Source organism: Paenibacillus daejeonensis DSM 15491 (assembly GCF_000378385.1).
In the GTDB taxonomy this organism is placed as follows: Bacteria; Bacillota; Bacilli; order Paenibacillales; family Paenibacillaceae; genus Paenibacillus_D; species Paenibacillus_D daejeonensis.
Genome location: NZ_KB899661.1, coordinates 346,922 through 371,969 on the forward strand (window position 1 = coordinate 346,922; position 25,048 = coordinate 371,969).

22 protein-coding genes are annotated in these 25,048 nt (G+C 54.8%); 8 read left to right on the forward strand and 14 right to left on the reverse strand.

From position 1 onward, the window contains the following. Positions 1-2: 2 nt before the first annotated feature. Positions 3-641: a SurA N-terminal domain-containing protein gene (locus tag F556_RS0112600; protein ID WP_020617319.1), complete on the forward strand. Its 639-nt coding sequence runs from the start codon at positions 3-5 to the stop codon at positions 639-641. A gap of 250 nt (positions 642-891) precedes the next feature. Here the strand turns inward: F556_RS0112600 and F556_RS0112605 are convergent, their stop codons facing one another. Continuing rightward, positions 892-1,500, reverse strand: a complete 609-nt coding sequence (locus tag F556_RS0112605; RefSeq protein WP_020617320.1) for a DUF4304 domain-containing protein — start codon at positions 1,498-1,500, stop codon at positions 892-894. A gap of 215 nt (positions 1,501-1,715) precedes the next feature. Here F556_RS0112605 and F556_RS0112610 point away from each other — a divergent pair, with 215 nt between their 5' ends. Further along, positions 1,716-1,970: an Atu4866 domain-containing protein gene (locus F556_RS0112610; RefSeq protein ID WP_026297266.1), complete on the forward strand. Its 255-nt coding sequence runs from the start codon at positions 1,716-1,718 to the stop codon at positions 1,968-1,970. 92 nt (positions 1,971-2,062) lie between these two features. On the opposite strand, the gene F556_RS0112615 is transcribed toward F556_RS0112610, so the two are convergent. Continuing rightward, positions 2,063-3,139, reverse strand: coding sequence for a Gfo/Idh/MocA family protein (locus tag F556_RS0112615; protein WP_020617322.1), 1,077 nt, complete (start codon positions 3,137-3,139; stop codon positions 2,063-2,065). Between the two features lie 242 nt (positions 3,140-3,381). Between F556_RS0112615 and F556_RS0112620 the strand changes: the two genes are divergently transcribed. Continuing rightward, on the forward strand, positions 3,382-4,167 hold the full coding sequence (locus F556_RS0112620; RefSeq protein ID WP_020617323.1) for an AraC family transcriptional regulator: 786 nt from the start codon (positions 3,382-3,384) through the stop codon (positions 4,165-4,167). Here F556_RS0112620 and F556_RS36250 read toward each other — a convergent pair. Further along, on the reverse strand, positions 4,164-4,748 hold the full coding sequence (locus tag F556_RS36250) for a hypothetical protein (protein WP_020617324.1): 585 nt from the start codon (positions 4,746-4,748) through the stop codon (positions 4,164-4,166). The two genes, F556_RS0112620 and F556_RS36250, sit on opposite strands and share 4 nt — an antisense overlap. A gap of 98 nt (positions 4,749-4,846) precedes the next feature. Next, positions 4,847-5,920 (reverse strand): sporulation integral membrane protein YtvI, encoded by a 1,074-nt coding sequence (gene ytvI, locus F556_RS0112630; RefSeq protein WP_020617325.1) that lies wholly within the window; start codon positions 5,918-5,920, stop codon positions 4,847-4,849. A gap of 354 nt (positions 5,921-6,274) precedes the next feature. On the opposite strand from ytvI, the gene serS reads away from it, so the two are divergent. Next, positions 6,275-7,552, forward strand: a complete 1,278-nt coding sequence (gene serS, locus F556_RS0112635; protein WP_020617326.1) for a serine--tRNA ligase — start codon at positions 6,275-6,277, stop codon at positions 7,550-7,552. A gap of 192 nt (positions 7,553-7,744) precedes the next feature. Here the strand turns inward: serS and F556_RS0112645 are convergent, their stop codons facing one another. From F556_RS0112645 to F556_RS33895, 10 genes are all read right to left on the reverse strand, one after another. After that, positions 7,745-8,461, reverse strand: coding sequence for an ABC transporter permease (locus F556_RS0112645; protein WP_020617328.1), 717 nt, complete (start codon positions 8,459-8,461; stop codon positions 7,745-7,747). Then, complete coding sequence (locus tag F556_RS0112650; protein WP_020617329.1) at positions 8,458-9,303, reverse strand: ABC transporter ATP-binding protein; 846 nt, start codon at positions 9,301-9,303, stop codon at positions 8,458-8,460. The genes F556_RS0112645 and F556_RS0112650 overlap by 4 nt, the downstream gene beginning before the upstream one ends. Positions 9,304-9,444: 141 nt before the next feature. After that, the gene (locus F556_RS0112655) at positions 9,445-10,515 is read right to left on the reverse strand and encodes a LytTR family transcriptional regulator DNA-binding domain-containing protein (RefSeq protein WP_020617330.1); all 1,071 of its coding nucleotides are present in this window, start codon (positions 10,513-10,515) and stop codon (positions 9,445-9,447) included. 137 nt (positions 10,516-10,652) lie between these two features. Then, positions 10,653-11,471, reverse strand: coding sequence for an ABC transporter ATP-binding protein (locus F556_RS0112660; RefSeq protein ID WP_020617331.1), 819 nt, complete (start codon positions 11,469-11,471; stop codon positions 10,653-10,655). Further along, positions 11,471-12,502, reverse strand: coding sequence for a FecCD family ABC transporter permease (locus F556_RS0112665; RefSeq protein WP_026297267.1), 1,032 nt, complete (start codon positions 12,500-12,502; stop codon positions 11,471-11,473). The genes F556_RS0112660 and F556_RS0112665 overlap by 1 nt, the downstream gene beginning before the upstream one ends. Continuing rightward, entirely contained in the window at positions 12,499-13,524 is a 1,026-nt protein-coding gene (locus F556_RS0112670; RefSeq protein ID WP_020617333.1) for a FecCD family ABC transporter permease, read from the reverse strand. Before F556_RS0112670 ends, F556_RS0112665 begins: the two co-directional genes overlap by 4 nt. After that, positions 13,517-14,626, reverse strand: a complete 1,110-nt coding sequence (locus F556_RS0112675; protein WP_020617334.1) for an iron-siderophore ABC transporter substrate-binding protein — start codon at positions 14,624-14,626, stop codon at positions 13,517-13,519. The genes F556_RS0112670 and F556_RS0112675 overlap by 8 nt, the downstream gene beginning before the upstream one ends. 1,487 nt (positions 14,627-16,113) lie before the next feature. Continuing rightward, positions 16,114-16,350 (reverse strand): hypothetical protein, encoded by a 237-nt coding sequence (locus F556_RS0112685; RefSeq protein WP_157272731.1) that lies wholly within the window; start codon positions 16,348-16,350, stop codon positions 16,114-16,116. Positions 16,351-16,649: 299 nt separating this feature from the next. Then, positions 16,650-18,302: a catalase gene (locus tag F556_RS0112690; protein ID WP_020617337.1), complete on the reverse strand. Its 1,653-nt coding sequence runs from the start codon at positions 18,300-18,302 to the stop codon at positions 16,650-16,652. A gap of 123 nt (positions 18,303-18,425) precedes the next feature. Then, a complete protein-coding gene (locus F556_RS33895; RefSeq protein WP_020617338.1) occupies positions 18,426-19,184 on the reverse strand; it encodes a glycoside hydrolase family 16 protein in 759 nt (252 codons plus the stop codon). A gap of 148 nt (positions 19,185-19,332) precedes the next feature. On the opposite strand from F556_RS33895, the gene F556_RS0112700 reads away from it, so the two are divergent. The 4 genes from F556_RS0112700 (at position 19,333) to F556_RS0112715 (ending at position 25,047) form a co-directional block, all read left to right on the forward strand. Continuing rightward, the gene (locus F556_RS0112700; RefSeq protein WP_020617339.1) at positions 19,333-20,253 is read left to right on the forward strand and encodes an ABC transporter permease; all 921 of its coding nucleotides are present in this window, start codon (positions 19,333-19,335) and stop codon (positions 20,251-20,253) included. 173 nt (positions 20,254-20,426) lie between these two features. Next, the gene (locus tag F556_RS0112705; RefSeq protein ID WP_020617340.1) at positions 20,427-21,305 is read left to right on the forward strand and encodes a carbohydrate ABC transporter permease; all 879 of its coding nucleotides are present in this window, start codon (positions 20,427-20,429) and stop codon (positions 21,303-21,305) included. 92 nt (positions 21,306-21,397) lie between these two features. After that, the gene (locus F556_RS0112710; RefSeq protein WP_020617341.1) at positions 21,398-23,068 is read left to right on the forward strand and encodes an extracellular solute-binding protein; all 1,671 of its coding nucleotides are present in this window, start codon (positions 21,398-21,400) and stop codon (positions 23,066-23,068) included. Between the two features lie 143 nt (positions 23,069-23,211). Continuing rightward, on the forward strand, positions 23,212-25,047 hold the full coding sequence (locus F556_RS0112715) for a sensor histidine kinase (RefSeq protein ID WP_020617342.1): 1,836 nt from the start codon (positions 23,212-23,214) through the stop codon (positions 25,045-25,047). Position 25,048: the final 1 nt, after the last annotated feature.

Genomic DNA, 25,048 nt, shown 5'->3' on the forward strand with positions numbered 1-25,048 from the left:
AGATGAAACAACGAATATGGCTCCTATCGATTCTGGTGGTTTGCGTGGTGGCCGGTGCCTTCGTAGCAACTCATTTCATGGGCAATCAAATGAGTCCCACGGCGGTGGCTCAGGTCAAAGGGGTCGCGGTGGAGCAAGAGGAGTTTAGGGAGTCCAAAGAAAATCGTCGCATGTTAGTTTCGGTAGGTGTTGCTTCGCCAGAGGATCCTTTCATACAATTGAGTGATGAAAAAATCATCGAAAATTTGATTACCCCCAAGTTGGTTGCCGAAAAAGCAATTCGGAAGGGTATCACAATACCTGAAGAAGACGTCGATGAACAAATCGCTCATCAGCGAAAAATGTTAGAGGAAATCGATCCATCTGACGAGCAACAGGCAATGGCCATTGAAGTAATGGCTCAAACACTAGAGCGCAAGGGCATGACGGAAGAAGAGTATTGGCAAGCGGAGACTACGCGAGAGGGTTATCGAAGCTGGCTCTATCTAAGCGCGTTGATGGATGAGATGAGGGAGATTGAAGACCCGGAGGAATGGCGAGATTCTGTGGAATACAGGCAAGAGCTCTACAACCAAATCCAGGACGATATTGTCTATAATTATGACCTAATTCAGGAGATCAACAACTCACTGGAGGGATGATCATACTACGGTCCATAGCTGCTAACTTGACATATAATTGTTCTTCTTGACTTAAGTCAATACGCGCCATCCACCCCCTTAGTACAATGAGAGCACAATGTGTTGAGGGGGGTTTTCTCATGACTGTATCGGAGAAAGGATTGTATCATACACGGCAAGCAGCCATCCTTGCTAGATCAGGTCTACTGGTGATGGCGGCTGCCGTATGGTTATGCTGGGTAAAGGCCTAACTAATTGGAGATCAAGCCTCCTACTCCGCCCCTAAAGCTTCCCCATATTCATCAAATATCGCCTGGTATTTCGCCTCAAAGATCGACCACCGATTCTCTTCCCCATGCTTATCCCGCAAAGCCGCTACATAGGTTCTGGCCTCCTCGATCGCTCCGGATTGCAGCAGTAAGTGCAGGCCCTCCTCGCTCATATGTAGTGCCGGCAGGGTGCGGTAGTAATCCACGATTGATCTGGCGTTTGTCATCTGTTCAAAGAAGCGGATAACCTCCTCCAAACCGTCCCGCAGCGTCTGTCGGATGATTTCCACATCTATATCCTCAGTGAGTTCGAACCGGGCCGGCATCGATGTTGCAATGCTCTCTATACGGGACCGGAAATGACACTCCACTTCTGTTGGCGGACTCTGGATGGTTTTGCCCTGAATTGTCGCCAGCTCGGGACTGTAAATGCCGCAGTTAACATAGAACATCACCCTGTCCACTGTATTCCCCGAAGACTTCTGAATGTTGATGATGTAAGTAAGTGCATCTGTGCTTCGATAAAAATTCAACCCCTTCCTGACAAAGCCATGCTCGAGAAGAAAGGGTTTAACGTCTTGCTTGATCAGGTCATTGAATGTTTGCTGCACGCTGCATCCTCCTTTTGGACAATTAGGCAAGAATTCTGAATCATTGGGCTACCGACAGCTAATAGGCCTCGTCATAATAGAGCTATACCTATTGTACAGGAGGGGTAAGCAAGATGGCCAAATGGATTTCATTTGCATTACTTGTTGTGCTCGCTGGTCCTTGGGCCCTACAGGCCTGCAATCCTGAAACACCCTCTGGGAAAGGAGTGGATTCCATGACAAATGTTCATCCCGACCCCCATCCCTATGTCGGCATGTGGGTTACAGCGGATGGCTATATCCGGCACGAGTTGCTCCCGAATGGACGTTATGATGAAGCGCGCGGCGACCGCAAAAGTGCGTACCAGGGCAGTTACACGATTACGGGCGACCACATCGAATATGTAGATGACACCGGCTTTACGGCCGATGGGGATTTTGTTGATGACGTCTTGTACCATGCGGGTATGGTGTTATATCGGGAAGACTAACTCTTTCGTTAGATTCATTCTACCACTCACCAACGCAAAAAGGGCACTGGGCTCGCCATATGCAAGCCCGGTGCCCTGTGTTGTACATATCGTTAGTCATTGAGCCGAATCTCACGCCCCAAGGCGGCAGATTCATAAATGGCAGAGAGAATCTTAATCATATCCACGCCATGCTCCGGCAGATTGATCGGTTCGGCCCGCTGTTGCACAACATCGATAAAATGCTTGAGGTGCTCGCCATGCGCGGGCAACGGCTGCCCCTTAAATGCTGGCTTCAGATTTGTCAGTTGACCGGCCGTCTCGGTGAACACCTCCAGCTCACCGCGCTTCAGACTGAAGCCCGACTTGGTGCCGCGCAGCTCTACGAAGTTCATTTCCTCGGCTACATTGGAGGCCCAGCTGAATTCCAGCTGCAGCGTGGCGCCATTTTCAAAGCGGATAAAGCCCGTGGCCAAGTCTTCTACGTCGAAGACTGCTTCACTGCCGCTAACACGGTCACCGAAGTTGCTATGGACGGAATCGGTCAGCTCATCCTCTGCGAACTTGGTGTACGTCGCCCCTGACACTGCAACCGGCTTGGGATTGCCCATCAGCCAGACTGCGAGGTCGATAAAATGTACGCCCAGATCGATCAGCGGTCCGCCGCCGGATAGCTCCTTGGTCGTGAACCAGCCGCCCTTGCCCGGGATGCCGCGCCGACGAAGCCAGCCGCAGCGGCCCGTATAGATTTCGCCCATTAGACCATTCTCAATGTAGCGTTTAATATACTGTGCCGCCGGCGTGAAGCGGTTGTTGCGCATCGTCATGAGCACCTTGCCGCTCGCTGCCGCTGCGTCTGCCATCGCTTGTGCTTCATCTGGATTAATCGCGTCCGGCTTCTCACAGAAGACGTGCAGACCCGCCTGAAGCGCAGCCACCGCAACCTTGGAGTGGTATAGATTCGAGGTACAGATGTCGATCGCATCCAGTTCCTCCTGAGCTATCATTTCGTTGTAATCCTCATAGACGCCTGTAATACCATTCGCCTCGGCGACCTCCGCAGCCCTCCCCGGCTTAATGTCACATACTGCAACAATTTCGACCTCCGGATGGTCCAGCAGCGGCTGCAAATGCGCAGTCGTAAAGATACTCCCCGTGCCCACAATCCCCAATCTCAATGTTTTACCCATGCTCTTGTGTCCTCCTTCAGGCTAAGTCATTCCTTGATCTATTTGCCGTTCCACAGGCGATACTGCCTACCGCGAACAGCGCCTCCGTATCTTGCGTTCGAGTTCAAGTATACCGCTTAAGCGTTCTCATTGTCGTTGACCGGATTTCCGATTTTGTTGACCTATCTTCCGATATTTCTATCCCTAAGCACGCATACCAAGTACAATGGATACAAGATACTCATATATAAGGAGGCGATCCCATGCTACTGGTAGTCAGCGCCGGATACTCAAGACATACGAAGCCTTTTCATTCCAGCAGTGTGCATCAGGTATATTTGGTGAGGTTGCAGGTGGAGGGGCATTGTCACGCCTTCGTGAACGACACGAGGTATGAACTGGGTCCGGGGGATTTGTTGCTCTGCAAGCCGGGGGATAGCTATCAGCTGCATATTTTACAGGAGCCGTCTGAGCATGGTTCGAGTGGAGATTACTTTTTTGGCATTCGGCCGGATGGTTGGATGGCCGCATATTGGGGCTCGCTGGGGGAACGTACGAAGCTGCATACCGGGGCGGATGTAACGAGTGTATCGTTATGTAAAACGCTCGTGCAAGAGCGCCGCCGGGTCAATGATGCCCATCCGGCGATTCTCGACGGGCTGGCGAGAAGCCTGTTGCTTCATCTGCAGCGTCAAGCGGGAGATGATCAGAGCGGCGATGTCTACCAGCGCCGCTCTGCATCCTTGATCAAATCGTTCGTGGAACGGCACGCCGCTGAGCCCTTCAAGCTGCAGGAGGCGGCGCGAGCTGCGGGATTGGGCATCTCGAGAGCCTCGCAGCTGTTTCGTCAGATATACGGCCAGACCATCATGGACTACGCCATTGATGTCCGGCTAGGGATGGCCAAGGAGCAAATGCTGGTCAGCGGCTCCAGCCTGCAGGAAATTGCCGAGCAGTGCGGCTTTGCCAACTACACGCATTTCAATCGGCTATTCCGGTCACGCAGTGGTCAATCGCCAAGCAGCTACCGCAAGCGATTGCTGTCCTAACTGCGGTTCCTGTACCGAACCATCCGAAGAACAAGAATGGCTACCAGGAGAAGGAGGCCACCGCCAACGATTAACTTGTCGTAATCCTTGTCTGTGATCCACCGCATCTGGCCGCTCAGGTTGACCTTATCAAATGAAGTATAGCCCGGTCCGAGCGCAGCCAGATCCTCCTCGGCTTGCTCGATACCCACTGTACGGCTGCAGAAACTGGTGACGAGCTCACCGTCAATCTCCAGTGCGTAGACCAGATAAGTCGCATCTTCCATGAGATTCATCCCGCACGAAGAAAGATACGCAGTATCATAGACGATCTGCTGGCTCTGCTCAACACCCTTCCAGCTTGACTGCACCTCAAACAAATTAGCCTGCCGGTTTACGATCGGGCCTGTCATCCCTTCCTGTTGACGTTGCGGTTTGCTCTTCACTATAGTCCCTACAAACACCGCGTCCGCACGCGCCAATTCTGCCTCTGGGTCCAGCCGCTCCACGCAGCTGCATGCGAGAGCCTGAGTCGGCGCCAGCAGCATGAAACTGCCCATCAGCATGACAAAGGCTAAGCCCATCATTGTAAATCGTCTCATACCGTCCTCCTGAGATGTATGTCCTACTTACTAAACGACCCAAGGATGGGAATGGTTGCATTCCATGTCGTTCATTCATCGTAGAGACGGCAGGAGACTTATACTTTTTTGGTTTTAAGATAAAAATCGAACAATCCCGATTCCTTGGCCGAGCGGAAAGCCATATACACAAATGGTCCCAGGATCAAGCCTGTCATGCCGAAGAAAACATAGCCCACATACATCGACAAGACCGTAGGCAGTGCATTGAGGCCAATGGAGTGGCCCAGCACTTTGGGCTCAATAATCCGACGCAGCACCAGCAAGACCAGTGCAAGAATAATTAGCTGAATGCCGGCGCTCGTGTTGCCCATAATCATCTCCAGAACCGCCCAGGGAACAAGCACTAGAGCAGGCCCGACGTAGAGTGGAATGATATCCACTGCCCAGATAATGATCGCCATGATTAAGGCAGCGCTCGGAGAGATGAACAGCAGCGCAATATAGGTCACAATGAGTATGCCGATACTCATGATGAACTGAGCTTTCCAGTAGCCCAAGAATACCTTGCCCATCCGCTGGAACACGAACTCCAGCTTGCTGGAGGTGTCTGCCTTGAAGGCGCCGAAGAACAAGTTCAACAGCCGCGGCAGATCCATGCTGATCAGGAAGAACGTAATCAAATAGATCAAGGTAACCAGCAACGTATTGGGAATGGACTGCAGCCAGGTGCCAATCCAGCCGATCAGCTGTGCCGTGAACTCTGCGGCTGTCTCCGTCAGACCAGCAGCTCTGCTCTCAATTTCTGCCGTAATCATTTCCCCTTGTGGAATCTGGTCCACAAATTCATTGAACTGGACGATCTTCTCATCCACGAACTGCTGAATGGTCCTCGCATATTGCGGAATGTTGAACGACCACTGATAGATCATATTGATGACACGGGTTAAGACGACATAGAAGGTGAGGGCCGCAACGACACAGAAGGTGGTGAAGACAATCGTCACGGGAAGCAGCCTCTTCTCCGTCTTCAGTCGTTTCTGCAGCCAGCGGACAAGCGGCTCAAAGATCAACGCTGTCAGTACAGCAAGCAGCAGCGGCAACAACGCCGAGAAATAAAAGTACACCAGCACGCCTGCGATAAGCACCAAGCCAATGGTTATCAGACGCCTCAATAAAACCGGATTGACCATTCGTCACGTTCCTTTCCACTTAAACCTGCGAAGGTACCAAAACATCTATATATTAATCCTACTGTCTTGAGGGGAGAAAGTAAAATATTCTCCCTCTGCCCTTGTATAAAACGAGCCAATTACGCTATACTGATCAGAATAAAGACACCAGGCCGATGAAGAGAATCCAACTCGGAGGCGTTTTCGTCAAGGAGATCATCCATCTCCCTAAGTTAGCCGGCACCGCCCGTTACCGCGGAACTAAGTGGATCAGACGCTGTCTGGTCAATTTGGGTGGCACCGCGAGAATAGCGCTCTTCGTCCCAATCTGGACGAGAGCGCTTTTTGTATTCTCATGAAAAGGAGTAGGGTGCCATGCTGGACATCAAATGGATTAGGCAGCATCAAGCGGTTGTGCAGACAATCGCGGAGCAAAAGGGGATTGCTATCTCGGTCTCTGAATTACTGGAATACGATGACAGACGCCGGGCGCTGCTTCACCAGTTGGAGCAGCTGCGCCAAGAGCGCAACCGGCTCAGTCAGGAAATCAGTGGGCTGCTGCGGAACAAGGAGCAAGAGATAGCCGAGCTACACAAACACCAGGTCAGGGAGATTAATTCCCAATTAAGTGAGCTGGAAACGGCTTATACCGAAGTCGAAGACTACTATAACCAACTCATGCTGCGCGTGCCCAACGTCGTATCACCGGATACACCCACAGGAGCATCGGATCAAGACAATGTGGAGATTAAACAAGTGGGTGAGTTGCCGGCATTTGCGTTTGACCCGAAGGACCATGTCACGCTAGGCGAGCTCCACAAGATCATCGATATTCCTCGGGGCGTGCGCACAGCTGGCAGTCGGAATTACTATCTTGCTGGAGCTGGTGCTCTCTTGCACCGCGCTGTGCAACAGCTTGCTCTGGACGTCCTGCTGCGAAAAGGATTCACCTTGCTTGAGGTTCCGCTCATGGTGAGGACGGAGGCTCTGCTTAATACCGCGCACTTCCCGCTGAGCCAGGACCAGACATATCGGATGGTGGATGAAGACAAGTGGCTGGTCGGCACCTCCGAGGTTCCGCTTGTCTCGTATTATCATGATGAGATTGTAGACGTAACTGAGCCCATCCGGCTGGCCACCGTGTCGTCTTGCTTCCGCAATGAAGTGGGCTCGGCGGGCAAGGATGTTCATGGCCTCTACCGGGTGCATCAGTTCGCCAAGGTCGAGCAAGTCATCCTCTGCGAGGGTAGTCTTGAGGCATCCGAGCAGCTCTTCCAGGAAATCACGGCCCATGCCGAAGAAATCCTGTCGCTCTTGGAGCTCCCCTATCGCATCCTGGCCGTATGCACCGGGGATATGTCCCAGAAGACGTATAAGCAGTGGGACATTGAGGCCTGGATGCCGAGCCGGCAGGCGTATGGCGAGACGCATTCCTCGTCCAATCTGCTGGATTTTCAGGCCCGGCGCTCGAACATCCGCTACCGGGATGCAGCGGGCAGGACCCATTACTGCCACACGCTGAACAACACTGCCATTGCTACGCCTCGCATTCTTATCCCTTTGCTGGAGAACCACCAGCTGGAGGATGGCTCGATCCGGATTCCGCAGGCGTTGCAGCCTTATATGGGTGGGTTGGCGCGACTGGAGCCTTAGGTACAGAAGTGAGGGGCCGTCCACCGATCAGCTTTCACTGACTTTTTGGACAGCCCCGTTTTTTTATTCGAATAGCCCCAAGATTCCATCAGGTAGCCAGAACTTCCGAACGATGAGGGCCACGGCCAGCACGACCACACCAATAACGATGTTCTTCACGACTTTATTATTCATTCGTATCCCTCCATTTGGCTACTTGTCGAACCGTTTGCGGCTGTAGATCAGCAAGCTCAGCACGCCCGTACCTGCCGCCCAGGCCAGCAGATAGAACAGATAACCCGCAATTTGCCGAAGTCCTCCGTCCTGAAGGAGCTCGGTAAAGGCCAGCACAAACTGATAGGATGGCAGCCAGTGTACGAACTCCATGAGTGCAGGCAGATCAAAATCCGGTACAAAGATTGGACCGAACACAAACACCAGCAGGATAGGCAGCCCGACAATGGACGATTCCGATGCCGTCCGGGCGATCAGACCGATGATGGTGCCCAGCGCCATGAAAATAAGCAGCAGCAAAAAGGATAGCAGTAGCACGTAACCCAAATGAACAGGAGGAATGCCGGATACGAGCACGCAGATGGCACAGACGATCAGAGCAAACAACGATGTCGTCGCGCTTTTGCCAGCTAGCACCTCCAGCTTGGAGGCCGGTGAGAGCATGAGCGCACGCAGCGTATGCTTCTCCTTCTCTTCAGCAATCATGTTGGCCTGCACGAAGGCCCCCGTGACGGAGATGGCTATGAGCACAGGCATAGACAAATAAGCAAGATCGCCGGGCTCGAAGCCCCTCTGACCAAAGAGCACAGCCAGCAGAATCGGCATCCCTGCATTGAGGAGGATCTGCGGATTCCGGGTGGCATCCTTCCACTCTTTGGTTACCATCGCCCGGAATCGGCGCATAGAGAAGTTCATTGTAAGCCCCTCCCCGTCAATGTCACGAAAATATCACCCAGCGTCGGTTCATTGGAATGGATAGCGAGCAGTTCCCCGCGGCGCATCAGCTCCCGAATATACTCCGCTCCCTCCGCATTCGGCTGTACGACCTGCTTGCCGTGTGCCGTCGTCACCGTAATCGAACGGTCCCCGTGTTGCAACCGCAAGGCCTGCGGAGTATCCAGCGCCGAGATCTCGCCGTGATTTAGAAACGCCACCCGATCACAGAGCTCCTCGGCCTCTTCCATATTGTGCGTCGTCAAAAAAATCGTCGTCCCCCGTCTGTTCATCTCCCGCAGTGTCTCCCGGATCCGGCCGCCATTAACGGGATCCAGAGCGGACGTGGGTTCATCCAGGAACAGGATGGCTGGTTCATGAAGAATCGCCCGTCCCAGCGTCACCCGCTGCTTCATGCCCTTGGAGAGCTTGCCGACCTGCGTATGCCTGTCATCGGACAGATTCATGGCCTCCAGCACCTCGTCGATACGCCGGTCCGGCACGCCATACAACCGACAGAACAAGATCAAATTATCATGTACGCTCAGCCGCTCATACAGTCCGCTATTGTCCGTCAGCACACCGATCTTGCTCAGAAACCCGGCATGCCGACTTCGATTGGGATCGTCGCCCAGCACCTGGACATGGCCTGACGAATGCCTGAGCTGAGAGGTCAGAATCTTGACCGTGGTCGTCTTGCCGGACCCGCTGGGACCGAGGAAGCCGAAGATTTCTCCCGGTCTGACCTGAAAGCTGATTTGCTTCAGCGCCTGTTTCTTGTTGTAGCGCTTCTCGAGATGCTCCACCTCGATAATAGACTGCATGTTCCTCACCTTCCCTTGACTGTTTGGCGCATTGGCTCCATTCGAGATTACAGAGAAAACAGACGAATAACCGCTTATTCGCCTTGAATGGAGTACTGGAAGGGCTGAATTCAGCCTTTTGGAGGGTAAAAGAAACAGTTACTAGAGCTCGATGAGCACCTTCAACTCCTCCATCTTGCTCTTGGCTAGCGGGATTCGGGAGTGTTGTTCATCACCCAGCACCAGACTGTAGCTGTTGCGGCTCCATACAATAAGCTCCGTGATGGCGGCCAGGTTCACAATATACGAGCGGTGACAGCGAAAAAAACGGTACGGCTGCAGCTTGACCTCCAGCTCTGCTAGCGTCCAGGCACAGACGAAGCTGCCAAGCTTGGTATATAGATGGGTCTGGCCCTCATTGCTCTCGACCACATAAATATCAAGCGGATCGATGAAAAGATACTTGTCCTCGGTTTTCACCATAAGCCTGGCCGGCAGCGGCAGTGCCGTCTGGCTCGTCAGTGGTGCTGTTCCCTGTTCGGCGACCGCCTCTTCCAGCGCCTCGGTACCAGGGAGCTCCGCTTCCTCCGGCTCGGCTGTCTCTTGGACGGAGACCGGCACAAAGCGGTTATCTGACAGCCGGAAGATGCGGCTCGAGATGGACAGCGATTGCTCTAGCGTGGAACAGGTGATCAGCAACGTCTTGCCCCGGGCGATCAACTCTGCAATCATCCGCCGAACGATCATACTGCTGCCCAGGTCCAGTTGCTGCTCCGGTTCTTCCCAGATGATCAGCTCAGGATCATGGAGCAGACTTCTGGCGAAGCCAAGCAGCCGCTGCTCGGAGGGGCTCAGGCGGGATATCCGCACTTGCGCCTTCTGTGCCAGTCCGAATCGCTCCATTAGTTCCTTCAGCGGCGGACGGCACCCATATAGCTCTGCCCAGAACGCAAGGTATTCTCTAACCTTGAGCCGCTGGTATTGTCCTTCGTCCAGGGCGCACAGCCCCGTCTGTCTGGCGGTAGCCTGATTCGTAAGCGTCAGCTGCTCGCCTTTGTAGTACACACGGCAGAGCGTGTCCTTGTCCTTGCCGACGAAGGAGAGCACGAGCGAGCGACCGACCTCATGGTTACACTGGATGACTGTACACTGTCCGGCAGCCAGCTCGATCGCACGGCTGCTGGCCTCTTGCTGAAGCTCAGGATCTATAGGCATGGTTTGTATCGTTTGCATGGCTTGTTACCCTCCCCGTAGATGACGAAGTAGTCATTAAATTTTCTCACACTGGAAAGGATTTGAAAATATGCTCCGCTCGATAAACAGCAAAAATCCGGTCCTACTGCGGGAGGCAGCAAAGTACCGGATTTCGTTTACCTGCTCAATACAGGTTCTCTCATATGATGCCGCCCAATCGGGATGACGCACGGCGAGCCAGAAACCGGGTCATCGATGACCGTGCACTCCAATCCAAACACATCCTGGATCAGCTGGCTCGTAATTACCTGCTGCGGCGGGCCTTCGGCGACAAGCTTGCCCTCCTGAAGCGCATAGATGTAATCGGCGTACCGGGCAGACAAGTTGATGTCGTGCAGCACCATAACGATGGTCGTGCCCTGCTTGCGGTTGATATCGGTCAGCAGGTCGAGGATCTCCACCTGATATGCGATATCCAGAAAGGTCGTCGGTTCGTCCAGAAACAGAATGTCGGTTTCCTGCGCCAGCGCCATGGCAATCCACACCCGCTGGCGTTGACCGCCGGACAGCTCATCCATCGGGACATTGGCGAATTCAGTAATGCGCATCAGGTCCATCGCCTCCCCGACGGCCTCATAGTCCCTCTTGCTCCATCCCCCCAGCATGGATTGGTGGGGAAACCGCCCTCTGCCGATCAGGTCCGCCACCGTTATCCCCTCCGGCACAATCGGCGATTGGGGAAGCAAGCCTACGGTCCGCGCCAGCTGTTTGGGCGGGATTTTGCCAATGGGCTTGCCATCGAGGGTAATGCTGCCGGATGCGGGCTTGATCAGCTTGGCTAATGTCTTGAGGAGAGTGGATTTGCCGCAGCCATTGGAGCCGATCAGAACACTGATCTGGTTGCTCGGAATCGCAAGATCTACACCATGAATAATCGTCTTGCCCTCGTAACCAGAGACCAGCTTGTCGGCGCAAAATTGATGTGCAGGTTTCATCACAATTCTCCTTTTCGATTCATTCGGACAAGCAAGAGGATCAGGTAAGGCGCGCCCAGCAATCCGGTAATGACGCCTACAGGGTACTTGTAGGTGAAGGCAAATTGCCCGATCAGGTCAGCCCCTAGTACGAGGACTACCCCGACCAGACCTGCCGGCAGAAGCCCCGACAAGCTGGTGCCTACTAACCGCTTCGCTATCGGCCCCGCCAAGAAGGATACAAAGGCGATCGGGCCTGTAATCGAGGTGGCGATGGCGATCATTGTTACTGAACTCAGGATCAGAATAAGGCGGGTCTGATCCGTACGTACACCCAGCGTCGTGGACATCTGCTCGCCCAGCTCTAGCAGGCTAAGGCGTTTACCCATGATGACAAGAATGGGCGTAAGCACCAGCACGGCAATGATAAGCGGCGGCAGCTCGGATAGCTTGGAGCCGTTGAGACTGCCTGCCAGCCATCGGATGGCGGCTGGGATGTTCTGCTGTGAGGTTGTCAGCAGCAGGTATGAAATGAAGGCGTCAAGCATCGCCTGGATGCCGATGCCGACAATGATAAGCCTCCCGATGGAGAAGGTCTTGCCCCGCGAGAGCAGGTAGATCACCGTAACGGTCGCTAGCCCGGCAACGACGGAGGCAATAGAGATCACCGAGTTATTGGCTTGAAGCACCGTAATGCAGAATACAGCGGCAGCGCTGGAGCCCGACGTTATCCCCATGACGTTAGGGTTGGCAAGCGGGTTGCGCAGCATTGTCTGGAAGGTGTATCCCGCCACGCCGAAGGCAAAACCGGCGAATAAACCAGCAACCATTCTCGGCAAACGGACCGTATTCACAGCAAACGAGGCCCCTTCCACGGTCTCGCCCATCAGGACACGCCAGATGACGTGTGCCGGATAGATGGTATTGCCAAGCAGTAGCATCGCGCAGCACAGGGCAAGGGCAAGCGCTCCGAGCAGGCTCGTGGCCAAGAGCCAGCGGCGGCGGCGCTGTCGACGTCCTTGTTTAATTATAGCTATCGTGTCATTTTTCATAGTGAACGCACTTTCGATTTAATGGCTAGCAGGATAAGAATGGGGGCACCGATAAAGGCCGTCACGACGCCCACCTCCAGTTCTCCAGGGCTGCCGATGAGCCGTCCCGCCACATCCGAGAAGGTTAGTATTATAGCACCCGCCAACGCAGACAGCGGAATGACTACGCGCAGATCCGGACCAATCAACAAGCGGACGGCATGCGTGGCCAGCAGGCCGATAAAACCAATCGGTCCCGCCAGAGCGGTGGCTGCGCCGCACAACAGGACGCCAGCGAGGGAGGCCGTGAGCCGAATCGTCTTGGTCCGGACGCCAAGTCCCTTGGCCGTGTCATCGCCGAGCGCAAGCGCATTGAGCGCGGGGGATGCCAGGAATCCGATGCTCAAACCAACAATGAGAAACGGCAGAAACGTGGTCACCGCACCCCAGCTTCCCGCACCAACACTCCCAACCTGCCAGAACCGGAATTGATCCATGACATGCGAGCGGGGAATCAGTACGGCCGTCACCAGCGAGGACAACGCGGCGCTGGTCGCGGCCCCTGCAAGTACAAGCTTGATTGGGGTAGCCCCGCCTCGTCCCAGCGATCCGATGCCGAAGACGAAGACTGCGGTAAGTGCAGCTCCCGCCATGGCCAGCCAGATGGATTGGCCAGGAGAATTAATTTGCAGAAAAGCCATCCCGAGAACGACAAACAAGGCTGCCCCGGTATTCACGCCCAAGATACTGGGATCGGCAAGCGGGTTGCGCGTCACCGATTGCATGAGCGCACCGGACACACCAAGGGCCGCCCCGCACAACAGACTAAAGACGGTCCGTGAGATTCGCTTCCGGACAATGTTCGCCCCATAGCTATCCGCCTCTGGACGGAACAAGCCGTCCATCAGCTCCTGCAAGCTGGTGACGCGGGAGCCCAGCGTTAGCGAGGCTACCACACAACCAACAAGCAGAAGCAGACAGATGGCTAGAATGAGAGGAAAGGTCCGGTGAACCGCGTATGGCGGGACCGTCCGATTATTCATTTGATTTGTTGATCGCCTCTCCGAGCATCTCCAGATACTCATCGATGGTGTAAGCAATGGAGAGCGGGTTTGGTGTTCCTGCAGCTACCAGTGGGGAATCACTGTCGATGAAGGCAACGGCGCCTTTTTCAATCGCAGGAATCTTGCCCAGCAGGGAATCGGCTTGCAGCGTTTCAAGCAATGCGGCATTGCCGTAACCAACGATCAGGTCGGCGTCAAACAGATTTTCAGCGTTCTCTGCACTCAGCTGCAGGGAGTATGCTGTCGGATCAGTGATCTGCGCAGAGATACTCTCTGGAATCTCAAGTCCAAGTTCCTGCAGGAAGGCTACGCGGGAATCCACTGGCGTATAGATGTGCAGCTTGGACAAATCGTCAGCGCTGAAGTTTACCCAGACGACCTTTTTGCCATCCAGCTGTGGATAGTCAGCCAGTTTCTCCTGAAGCATCTCTTCCGTTTCCTTGATCAACTGGTCGCCTTCTTCAGCCATGCCCATGCCTGCTGCATTCAGCTGAACCTGTTCGCGCCACGTTGTCGTCCACGGGGATACCGGATACGCTACGGTAGGCGCGATCTGGGACAGGGTCTCGTAGTCTTCTGCAGAAATACCAGAGTAGGCAGCGAGAATGACGTCGGGATTCGCATCATTGATTGCTTCAAAGTCCAGACCGTCGGTGTCCATGAAGACGTTAGGGTCGGTTACGCCCAGCTCATCGAGCTTCTCCTTGGTCCAAGGCAGCAGTCCGCTGTCATCTTGTACGCCGAAGTTGGCAGCAGAGAAGCCTACAGGCACGACGCCCATAGCAAGCGCTACGTCATGGTTGGCCCATTGAATCGTAACGATACGCTCAGGCTTGCTCTCAAGTGTAGCTTCTCCAAGTGCGTGCTTGATGACGATAGGGTACTCGGTAGTGTCGGCATCTGCAGCGCCGGTGGTGTCGTTGGCGGCATTACCGTTCGCGTTCGTATTGGTCTCTGTCTCGGCAGGCGGGTCTGCAGGTGCAGGCTCATTCGATTGACCGCCGCAAGCAGCGAGGACGAGCATAATGGCAATAAGCATCAGGAGCATTTTAAGCGACTTGCTGGATTGTTGAAAGTTCATGTTCATACCCTTTCTTGAGTTAAAATGGTTTCTCTCTCTTTGTCTGTGTGTCTCTGGAGCTTCTTTACACGCGTTACTGTGTCTTTTTTGTTCTCCAGACTGTGTCTCTGCGTTCGAACTTCTATGTTTCTGTGTTCGCACCACTGTGATAATGATTATCATCGTCAAGTCTATTGAGAATTATATAGTGTTCTTTCGTAGGCTGTCAACCAAAAAGAAAAAGTAGCTTGGGGCGGCGGTGCTATGGCGGTGCTATAGAGGAATGGTGCGTTAAAGCAGGCGGCTCCCGAGATCAAGGCGCTGCAGAGGACAACGGTGTTTTAGAGGTGGCTGAGCAGGCTGTGTCGGGGGCTGCAAGTATAGATAGTTTACTTAGAGGTGACTGCGATGGCCTCGGCGGGGGCTGCAAGTATAGATAGTTTACTTGGAGGTGGCTGCGCTGGCTGCGGCGGGGGCTGCAAGTATAGATCGTTTACTTAGAGGTGACTGCGGCGGCTGCGGCGGGGGCTGCAAGTATAGATAGTTTATTTAGAGGCGGCTGCGGCGGCCTCGGCGGTGACTGCAAGTATAGATAGTTTACTTAGAGGTGACTGCGGCGGCCTCGGCGAGGGCTGCAAGTATAGATAGTTTACTTAGAGGTGGCTACGACGTCCTCGGCGAGGGCTGCAAGTATAGATAGTTTACTTAGAGGTGGCTCCGTCGCGGCTGATCGCGCTCTAACGAAAGAAACTTGCCTTAGAGATGGCTCTGACGCAGCTGCCAGCGCTCCAACGAAAGAAATTTGCCTTAGAGACAGCTACGACGCAGCTACCAGCGCTCCAACGAAAGAAACTTGCCTTAGAGATGGATACGACCCAGCTACCGGCGCTCCAACGAAAGAAACTTGCCTTAGAGACAGCTACGACCCAGCTGCCAGCGCTCCAACGAAAGAAATTTGCCTTAGAGACAGCTACGACCCAGCTGCTAGCGCTCCCACGAAAGATATTTGCCTTAGAGCAGACCGCCCCGCGACCAAGGTGCTGCAGAGAGAGAAAGGTACACCCTAAGAGCCACACGGCCAAAGTAACTTTTTATCCCTGGTTGCACCCGCACGTCGACTTTTGCTCGATCCAAGTAACTTTTTACCTCTGGTTGCACCCGCACGCCGACTTTCAATCGATCCAAGTAACCTTTTACCTCTGATTGCACCCGCAGGCCCACTTCCGCTCGATCCAAGTAACCTTTTACCTCTGGTTGACCCGCACGCCCACTTTTGCTCGATCCAAGTAACTTTTTACCCCTGGTTACACCCGCACGCCCACTTTTGCTCGATCCAAGTAACTTTTTACCCCTGGTTACACCCTCACGCCCACTTTTGCTCGATCCAAGTAACCTTTTACCTCTGATTGCACCCGCACGCCCACTTCCGCTCGATCCAAGTAACCTTTTACCTCTGGTTGCACCCGCACGCCCACTTTTGCTCGATCCAAGTAACTTTTTACCCCTGGTTACACCCGCACGCCCACTTTTGCTCGATCCAAGTAACCTTTTACCTCTGATTGCACCCGCACGCCCACTTCCGCTCGATCCAAGTAACCTTTTACCTCTGATTGCACACGCAGGCTCACTTCCGCTTGATCCAAGTAACCTTTTACCCCTGGTTGCACCTGCACGCCCACTTCCGCTTGATCCAAGTAACCTTTTACCTCTGGTTGCACCCGCTCGTCCACTTTCGCTCGATCCAAGTAACCTTTTACCCCTGGTTGCGCTCGCACGCCGAATTCCGCTCGATCCAAGTAACCTTTTACCCCTGGTTACACCCGCACGTCCACTTTAAATCGATCCAAGTAACCTTTTACCTCTGAATGTGCTCGGACACCTACTCCACCCACTCCTACTCCTACTAGATCGCCTGGTTACGCCCGGACACGCCATTCTTCCAACAGGGTCCAGCGAATAGGCATGCGGGTAAGGAGGCAACGTGCATACAAAAAAGGGATGCTCACGAACGGCACCCCTTGCTACTCACAACTCTACCTATCTCTTAATACGGATCCGCCGGATGACCCTCGCGCACGGCGTCGTCCGCTGCTTGGTTGGCAGCCAAGGTGCTAATCCCGTACTTGGACTTGCCTGCCTCGCGTCCCGGCACCTGGCTCTCCTGTTGCCCGCTGCCCATGGCTTCCAGCTTCGCCTGAATGCCTTCCTTCACACGACGCCCGTATTCCGCATCAGCTTGGGTGAAGTGATTGATCATGGCCTCTTGAATCGGAGCTGCACATACCGCCAGCGCAGCGGAGAGATTGCTGATCAGCTCATCCTGCTCCCATCCCTCCAGGCTGCGATAGGTATGCCCGGCTTGGCCATAATTGTTGGGCCGGTCGATCGGCTCGCTCATCACCGCAGCGTTGTACATCGGGCGATGCGGCGGCCGCTCCGACCTGTCTGCTTCGTGCAGGCCACCCAGCGTAGACGGCTCGTAGTTGATATGCGGGTTGGCACCAGCCTCCGCCGGATCGCGGAAATCCATCTGGCCCCGGTGCTGGTTCGTATGGACCGGCGCTTTGGGCGCATTGACCGGCAGCTTCAGATAGTTGGCCCCTACGCGATAGCGCTGGGTATCCGAATACGAGAAGGTGCGGCCTTGCAGCATTTTGTCATCCGAGAAATCCATACCGTCCACGAGTACTCCCGTCCCAAAGGCCGCTTGCTCGATCTCCGCATGGTAGTCAACCGGATTGCGGTCGAGCACCATCTTGCCTACTGGCAACCATGGGAACTGCTCTTCCGGCCACAGCTTGGTGTCATCCAGCGGATCAAAATCAAGCTCCTCATGGTAATCATCCGACATGATCTGGACGAACAATTCCCACTCCGGATAGTCGCCGTCCCGAATGGCTTCATAGAGATCCTGCGTCGCATGACTGACATTCTTGGCCTGAATGGCATCCGCCTCGTCCTGCGTCAGGTTGCGGATGCCCTGCCTCGGCTCCCAATGGTATTTCACCAGTACAGCTTCGCCCTTATCGTTGACCCACTTGTACGTATTCACACCGGAACCCTGCATATGGCGGTAAGTGGCGGGGATGCCCCACGGTGAAAACAGAAACGTAATCATATGCGTCGCTTCCGGTGTACGGGAGACAAAATCAAACATCCGCTCCGGGTTGGCCACATTCGACGCCGGGTCCACCTTGAACGCATGAATCATGTCCGGGAACTTCATGGCGTCGCGGATGAAGAAGATCTTCAGATTGTTGCCCACCAGATCCCAGTTACCTTCCTCGGTATACATCTTCACTGCGAACCCACGCGGGTCACGGGCCGTCTCCGGGGAGTCCTTCGCACCTGCGACTGTGGAGAAGCGCACCATGAGCGGGGTCTGCTTGCCGGCGCCGGAGAACACTTTGGAGCGGGTGTATTTTTCTACAGGCTCGTCACCGACCTTGCCATACGTCTCGAAGTAGCCAAATGCGCCCGCCCCTCTCGCATGAACCACCCGTTCCGGCACCTCTTCGCGGTCGAAATGGGAGATTTTCTCGATAAAATGATAGTTCTCCAGCGTCGCTGGCCCCCGGTTGCCAACGGTGCGGATATTCTGGTTATCGGGCACGGGATGGCCCTGCCGCGTTGTGAGTGTCTTCCGGTCTTTTGCCTGACTGTCCGATGTAGGCTGCTGATCCTGATGGTCTGCCACAATGATTCCTCCTCCTGATTAGTCAGCCTTACCCTTCCCATATTTTCCAATCCATATTCTTCTACGTACACAAAAAAGCTCTCGGCATGTAATACCGAAAGCGGATGATGCGCTTAAGTGGCGTTACTGATACAACCAAATCCCCTCTACCGTCATGGTCCCCGGCAGCACCCCTTCATCGACGTCGACCCGGTCGTACCAGCCGCCCACGGCGAGGTTCAGCACCAGGTAGAATCGCTGGTCAAAGGGCATGACACCCGGCTCCAGCTGGCGCTCCGCATAGCAGTGGCCATCCACGAGCCAGCGCATCCGGTCCGGCCCCCAATGCAGCGCATACTCCCGGAATTGGCTAATATCGCCATCCTCCAGCTGATAGGTGCTCTCGTCCGTCACTTTATTCTCGAAATCTTTGCCATAATGCAGCGTTCCTGACACTTGACGAGGCAGACGCCCCTTGGCTTCCATGATATCGATCTCGCCAGAAGCCGGCCACGGGCCATAGGCCTGATCCTGGGGCAGCAGCCATATCGCAGGCCACAGTCCCTGCCCGACGGGGAGCTTGGCCCGTACGATGAGCTTGCCATAGCAGTAGGCAAAATGATCCTTGGTGTCGAGCCGGGCCGACGTATAGGCAAATGTACGGCCGTCCTCTGTCCGGGTCTCCTCGTGGCGTGCGCACAGGTGCAAGCCTTGCTCATCCAGGAACAGATTTCCCGCGTGCCCGGTGTAATACTGCAGCTCCCCATTGCCCCAGCCGGGGTGAATCGGCTTACCGTCGTTGTCCAGCAGATCATTGCCTTCCCGAATGTTCCATGCGCCCAAGTCGACGTCTTTCCCCGTAAATTCCTGCTTCCAGATCAGCTCATTCATCCCTTGATTCATGCTTTGCCCTCTCCTCTCCTGTACCCCCAGCATACGGCATCTGCGCGGCAGGTCAATCCAATCTAAAATAATGGGATAGGGTCAAAAACGTCGGACCTTTTTTTCACGGAGCGATTTACATACGATGGAATGGAAGGGGGCCCCGCACATGTTTCCATTTCGAACCGATCAACTGAAAGCGTTTTTCAGGCAGTGGCAGCTGCAAAGCATGGTTGTACCAGGCATCGTCTGGATGATCATCTTCTGCTATATTCCGATGTTCTGGCTGATCATCGCCTTTATGGATTACAGCATTGCCAGACCGATGCTGGAGTCGCCTTTTGTCGGACTCAAGCACTTCCAGGACTTCATGAGCGACGAGCGGTTCTGGCGTTCGATCCGCAACACGCTGGGGATGAGTGCGATCAAGCTGGTACTGGGTTTTCCGATTCCGATCCTGTTCGCGCTGCTGCTCAACGAGATTCGCAGTCTGCGCTTCATGCGGACCGTGCAGACGATCTCGTATCTGCCGCATTTCATTGCCTGGACGATCTTCGGCGGCATTCTGCTGAACTGGCTGGGCGAGGGTGGTGTGGTGAACCAGCTGATGATCGCGCTGGGCCTGCAGGACCGTGAGATTCTGTTCAACAGCGATCCCAAGTACTTCTGGTGGATTATCTACTTCTCCGATGTGCTCAAGGAAACCGGCTGGAGTGCAATCATCTATATCGCGGCAATAGCTGGTATCGATCCCGCGCTGTACGAGGCGGCGGAGCTCGATGGAGCCGGACGCTGGCAGCGGATGTGGCATATTACGATTCAGTGCATTCGGCCGACCATCGCCATCCTGTTCATTCTGGCGGTCAGCGGCATGCTGGGCAGCAATTTCGAGCAGATCTTCATGCTCAAGAACAATATGAACATGCGGATGGCCGAGAGTCTGGACTTGTACATCTACAATATGGGCCTGGTATCCGGACGTCACTCGTTCTCTACCGCTGTGTTGTTCGTCCGCTCGATTGTGGCGCTGGGGCTGCTATTTTTGGCCAACTATACCTCCAAAAAACTAACAGGGGACAGTATTTTTTAGTATCGCTTTTGATCACGAAGTAAGCCACAGAAGTGGAGTCGACATCGAATCTTGAGTTCAGGTGTAAATTCCGGTGCTCACGTAGGTCTACCTACGCTCCGCTCCTCATTTCCACCTTCTCTCAACCTTCTCGGTGCTGAAAAGCGACTTTTGTAGAAAGGAGAAATTAGCCTATGAAACGTGGCATGCGGCGCTTCGGTGTGTTCGACTTCTTTAATACCCTGATCATGCTCGGGGTGTGCTTCATGACGCTGTATCCGATGTGGTTCGTCTTCATCAACTCGCTGAATGCGCCGGAGCAGGCGATGCTCGGCACGGTCAACTGGTTTCCGGAGGCGTTCTCGCTAGCGAGCTACAGTGTGGTGTTCAATGACAAAAGCCTGATGAACGGCTTCCTGATCACAACGCTCCGCACCGTCATCGGAACGGTGGCGCATGTGCTGTTTACTGCTATCGTCGCCTATGGCATCAGCAAGCACAAGCTGATCGGCCGCAAAGTGTATATGAAGATTGCGCTGATTACCATGCTGTTCTCAGGCGGTCTGATTCCAACGTTCCTGCTCATGACGAAGCTGGGGCTGTACGATAACTTCTGGGTCTTCATCATTCCGTCGATGTATACGTTCTTCAATATGGTCATCTTCATGAGCTTCTTCCGCACGATCCCCGAGAGCCTGGAGGAGTCAGCCAAGGTCGACGGGGCTTCAGACTACGGCGTCTTGTTCCGGATCGTGCTGCCCAACAGTATGGCGGTTCTGGCCACCATCGGCCTGTTCTCGGCGGTGTATCATTGGAATGACTATTACATGGGGGTCATCTACATTCGCTCGCAGGAGATTCTGCCGATGCAGACGATGCTCTACAAAATCATTGCTGAGAACTCGATGTCCTTCATGCAGCAGCAAGCGATGGCGCAGTTCGGTGCACGTCTGCCGGGCAACTCCATCAAGTTCGCCTCGATGGTTGTTGCCACCCTGCCGATTCTAATGGTATATCCCTTCATCCAGCGCTTCCTGGTCAAGGGTGTGCTGATCGGCGCAATTAAGGGGTGAGCGAGGCCGTAAGACGCGTACCTGGTGCACGGGTATTGGCACCATTCAAATTTCATAACCACCCGGATAGAAAAAGAAAGGATGATCCCACTATGAAACACCCGCTCATCAAGCAAGGTCTGACAGTTGTCATAGCCGGCGCACTCGCGCTGGCATTGGCCGCCTGTACCAACTCCGAGAATAATGACCCGCCCCCGGCTCCAGAGCCTACGAATACCACAGAACAACAGCCAAATGATGCCACAACCACGCTGAATCCTGATGAGCCCGCCTGGTCGCTGGATACGAGCCCCATTGATCTGACCTGGTTCGTCGGCGCCTCCTGGTACGCTCACTCCTGGGGCGAGAGCCTGGCCTCGAAGTATGTGACGGAGAAAACCGGCGTTAACGTCAAGCTGGAGGTGCCGTCGGGCGAACCCAATGAGCAGATTACGCTGATGATGACCTCCGGCAAGCTGCCCGATCTGATCTCCTTGGGATCATGGGAGACCGCCGTCACCAAGCTGTGGGAAGGCGACCATGTGTATGCACTCAATGAGCTTGCCGACCAGTATGACCCGTATTTCTTCAAGGTGGCTGGCGATGGCACACTGAAGTGGTACCGTCAGGAGAATGGCAACACCTACGGCGTTCCCAATGATTCGTACAGCCCGAATCTGATGCACGAGACCGGTATGACCGCGGCCAACCAGACGTTCCTGGTGCGCAAGGATCTGTACGAGGATATGGGACGTCCCGACCTTAGTACACCCGAGGGCTTCCTGGACGCACTGCAAAAGCTTAAGGATGAGTTCTCCACGTATAAGGGTCAGCCGATGAGTCCGTTTTTTGCCCAGGGCAATGTCCCTTATGGTATGACCGAGTACCTGCAGAACCTGCTGGCCATCCCGCATGAGAAGGACGGTCAGGTGTATGACCGGATGACCGATCCCGACTACATCACCTGGCTCAAAACATTCCGCACCGCCTACGAGCGCGGTCTGATTAACGTCGACTTCCTCGTCGATTCGGATACACAGGTCGAGGAGAAAACCAACAATGCCCGCTACTTCATGATGGTCCGCGAATGGACCGGTATGGCGGCCGTTAATCCGATGCTCTCCGCCAGCGCCAACCCGGATTCGTATTATATCGCCGTGGATGGACCGCAGAACAGCAAGGGCGACAGCGCCAAGCTATTCCCTGGCAACATGGACGGCTGGATGGTGACGATGATCAGCAAGTCCACGCCACACCCGGAGCGGGCGATCCGCTTCCTGACCTACCTGACCAGCGAAGAAGGCCAGCGTGACCTGTTCCTCGGCAAGGAAGGCGAGACGTGGGATATGGTAGGCGGCGAGCCGCAGCTGAAGCCGGAGATGGTGTCCCTGCTGGAGTCGGACATTGAGCGACTGGAGAAGGAATACGGCATCATGGACACCTACTGGATGCTGCGCAACCCGGTAATCGTGAATCAGTGGCGTCCCGAGAAAGCCCCTGTCATCAAGCAGATGGAGGACTTCGCCAACGCCCAGGCCGATATCGACAGCGGTATCTACAAAGGGCTCGATCCGCTCGGCGACTCCGATGTCGCAGTCGACTGGGCGCGGATCTCGCAGAACTGGGAGGAAGTGCTGCCAGAGCTGATTACCGCCAAGGATGAGGCAGCGTTTGACAAGATCTTCTCCAGCTACCTGGACCGCCGGGACAGCTACGGCTTCGCAGAGGTCATGGCTCACCGACAGGCAGAGCTGGATGCACGCAAGACCAAGATGGCTGAATAGCCTGCCCGTGCTCCACCATTCCCATGCATTGAAGTTCAGCCGGCCGCCGTGAGGCGGCCGGCCTTCCCTTTCCCTGCTGCCATAAAATCACACCATTTCTCCTTGAAATATATGGTATATTACGGAGACGGGGAGGGAAGGGAATGAAGGCTTTGCTAGTTCATATAGGCAAACTGTATCGTAAGCTGCGCATCTCGCAAAAGCTCTTTTTGGCTTTCACCCTCGCCATCGCCATCCCCGCCGTCCTGGTGTCTCTCCTCTTCATCCGAACGCAGGAGACCCAGCTGTACAAGGACGCGATGGCCAACGGCAGCAGCCATGTCTCGCGGCTGAACGAACAGCTGCGAAACCGGCTGGAGGCCCTTGAAAACGCTTCATCGACTGCACTGACGCAGAAGTCTTTCGTGGATTTCATTCATTCCAATATGCGTGCCGACGGCCTGCGACTGGTCCGATTCCGGCAAAATCAATATGAGCAAATGCATAACATCATTCAGAGCCATGAGCTAATCAGCGAGGTCAGCTTCTATGTCGATAATCCCCAGCTACATGAGATCTGGCCCGAAATTTATCATTATGATCGGTTTGCACCGCAGGATTACTGGCGAACGCTGCGCGAGGCTGGCGGCGGCGCCTACCAGCTGTTTGCGTTTCGGGAAGGCGGGCAGACGCTGTCCTACTACCGGCTTGTGAGACTGCAGGGGGAGCAGCGACTGCCGACGATTATGGAGGTGCGTTCCCGTCATAGCACCGTCTTCAGCGAGCTGTTGGCGGAGGACGGAGGTGATTTTTTCTCTGTCGTTATGGATGCTGACGATCCGTCCCGGACGGTCTACAATGCGCGCCATGCATTCGTTCAGGAGGCTGGCGAATCCCTCAGTGACATCCTTGCCCGGGTGCACGGCCGGCTGGATGCGCTCCAGCAAGAGCGCCCTGCCCAGGTCCGGAGCGGGGATCAGACCTACTATGCGATCTATCGGTATGTTGCGCCTCTGAACGCCTATGTGGTGGATATCGCCTCCCATCAGGTATTGATGAAGGGACCCCGCAGCTGGTACACGCTGGTGGTGGCCATTTCGCTGGGTGTCATGCTGCTGATTCTGTTATTCGTTTCCTTGACGACCCGGCAGATCTTCCGGCGGCTGGACCGCGTCCTCATATCCATGCGGCAGGTGCGCAAGGGCAATCTGAATGCCAAGATCGATACCGGGCTAACCGCGCGCGAGAGCGGGGACGAGATCGATGAGGTAGCGGTCAGTTACAACAATATGCTGGGTGAGGTCCAACAGTTGATGACACAGGTGGTCGATAAGCAACTGATTGCCAAAAATGCGCAGCTCCACTCCCTGCACTCGCAGATTAATTCGCACTTTCTGTACAACGCACTGGAGTCAATCCGGATGCTGGCGGAGGTGCAGCGGCAGCCAGCCATCGCCGAAGCGCTGGTGGCACTAGGCGCACAGCTGAGGTATAGCATGCAGTGGCGCAGTGATACCGTAGCGCTCAGCGAGGAGCTGGCGAATATCCGGAGCTATATCCAGTTCATCAATTTCATGGAGAGCAGCCAGATCGTGCTAACCGCGGATCTCCCGTCAGAGGTGCTGCGGTACCCGATTCCGAAGATGTGCATGCAGCCGATTGTAGAGAATGCGGTCCATCACGCGGCGCCTCCGGGCGGCCGCATCCATATCCGGATGAATGTGCGGGTGGCGGACAATGATCTGCTGCTAGTCGAAATTCGTGACGACGGTGCAGGTATCGAGCCGGAGAAGCTAAGCGACTTGCAAGCGGTGCTGGGCGGTGACACGGAGACGCCTATCGACACAAGCAAAAACGGGCTCGGGCTGGAAAACGTCCATAAGCGGCTTCAGCTGCATTACGGCAAGGACTGTGGACTATGGATTGACAGCGTGCTGGGTGAATATACCTGTGTGACGTTGCGTCTACCTTGGCATGATGCCAATCTTGGAGGGTGGTAGA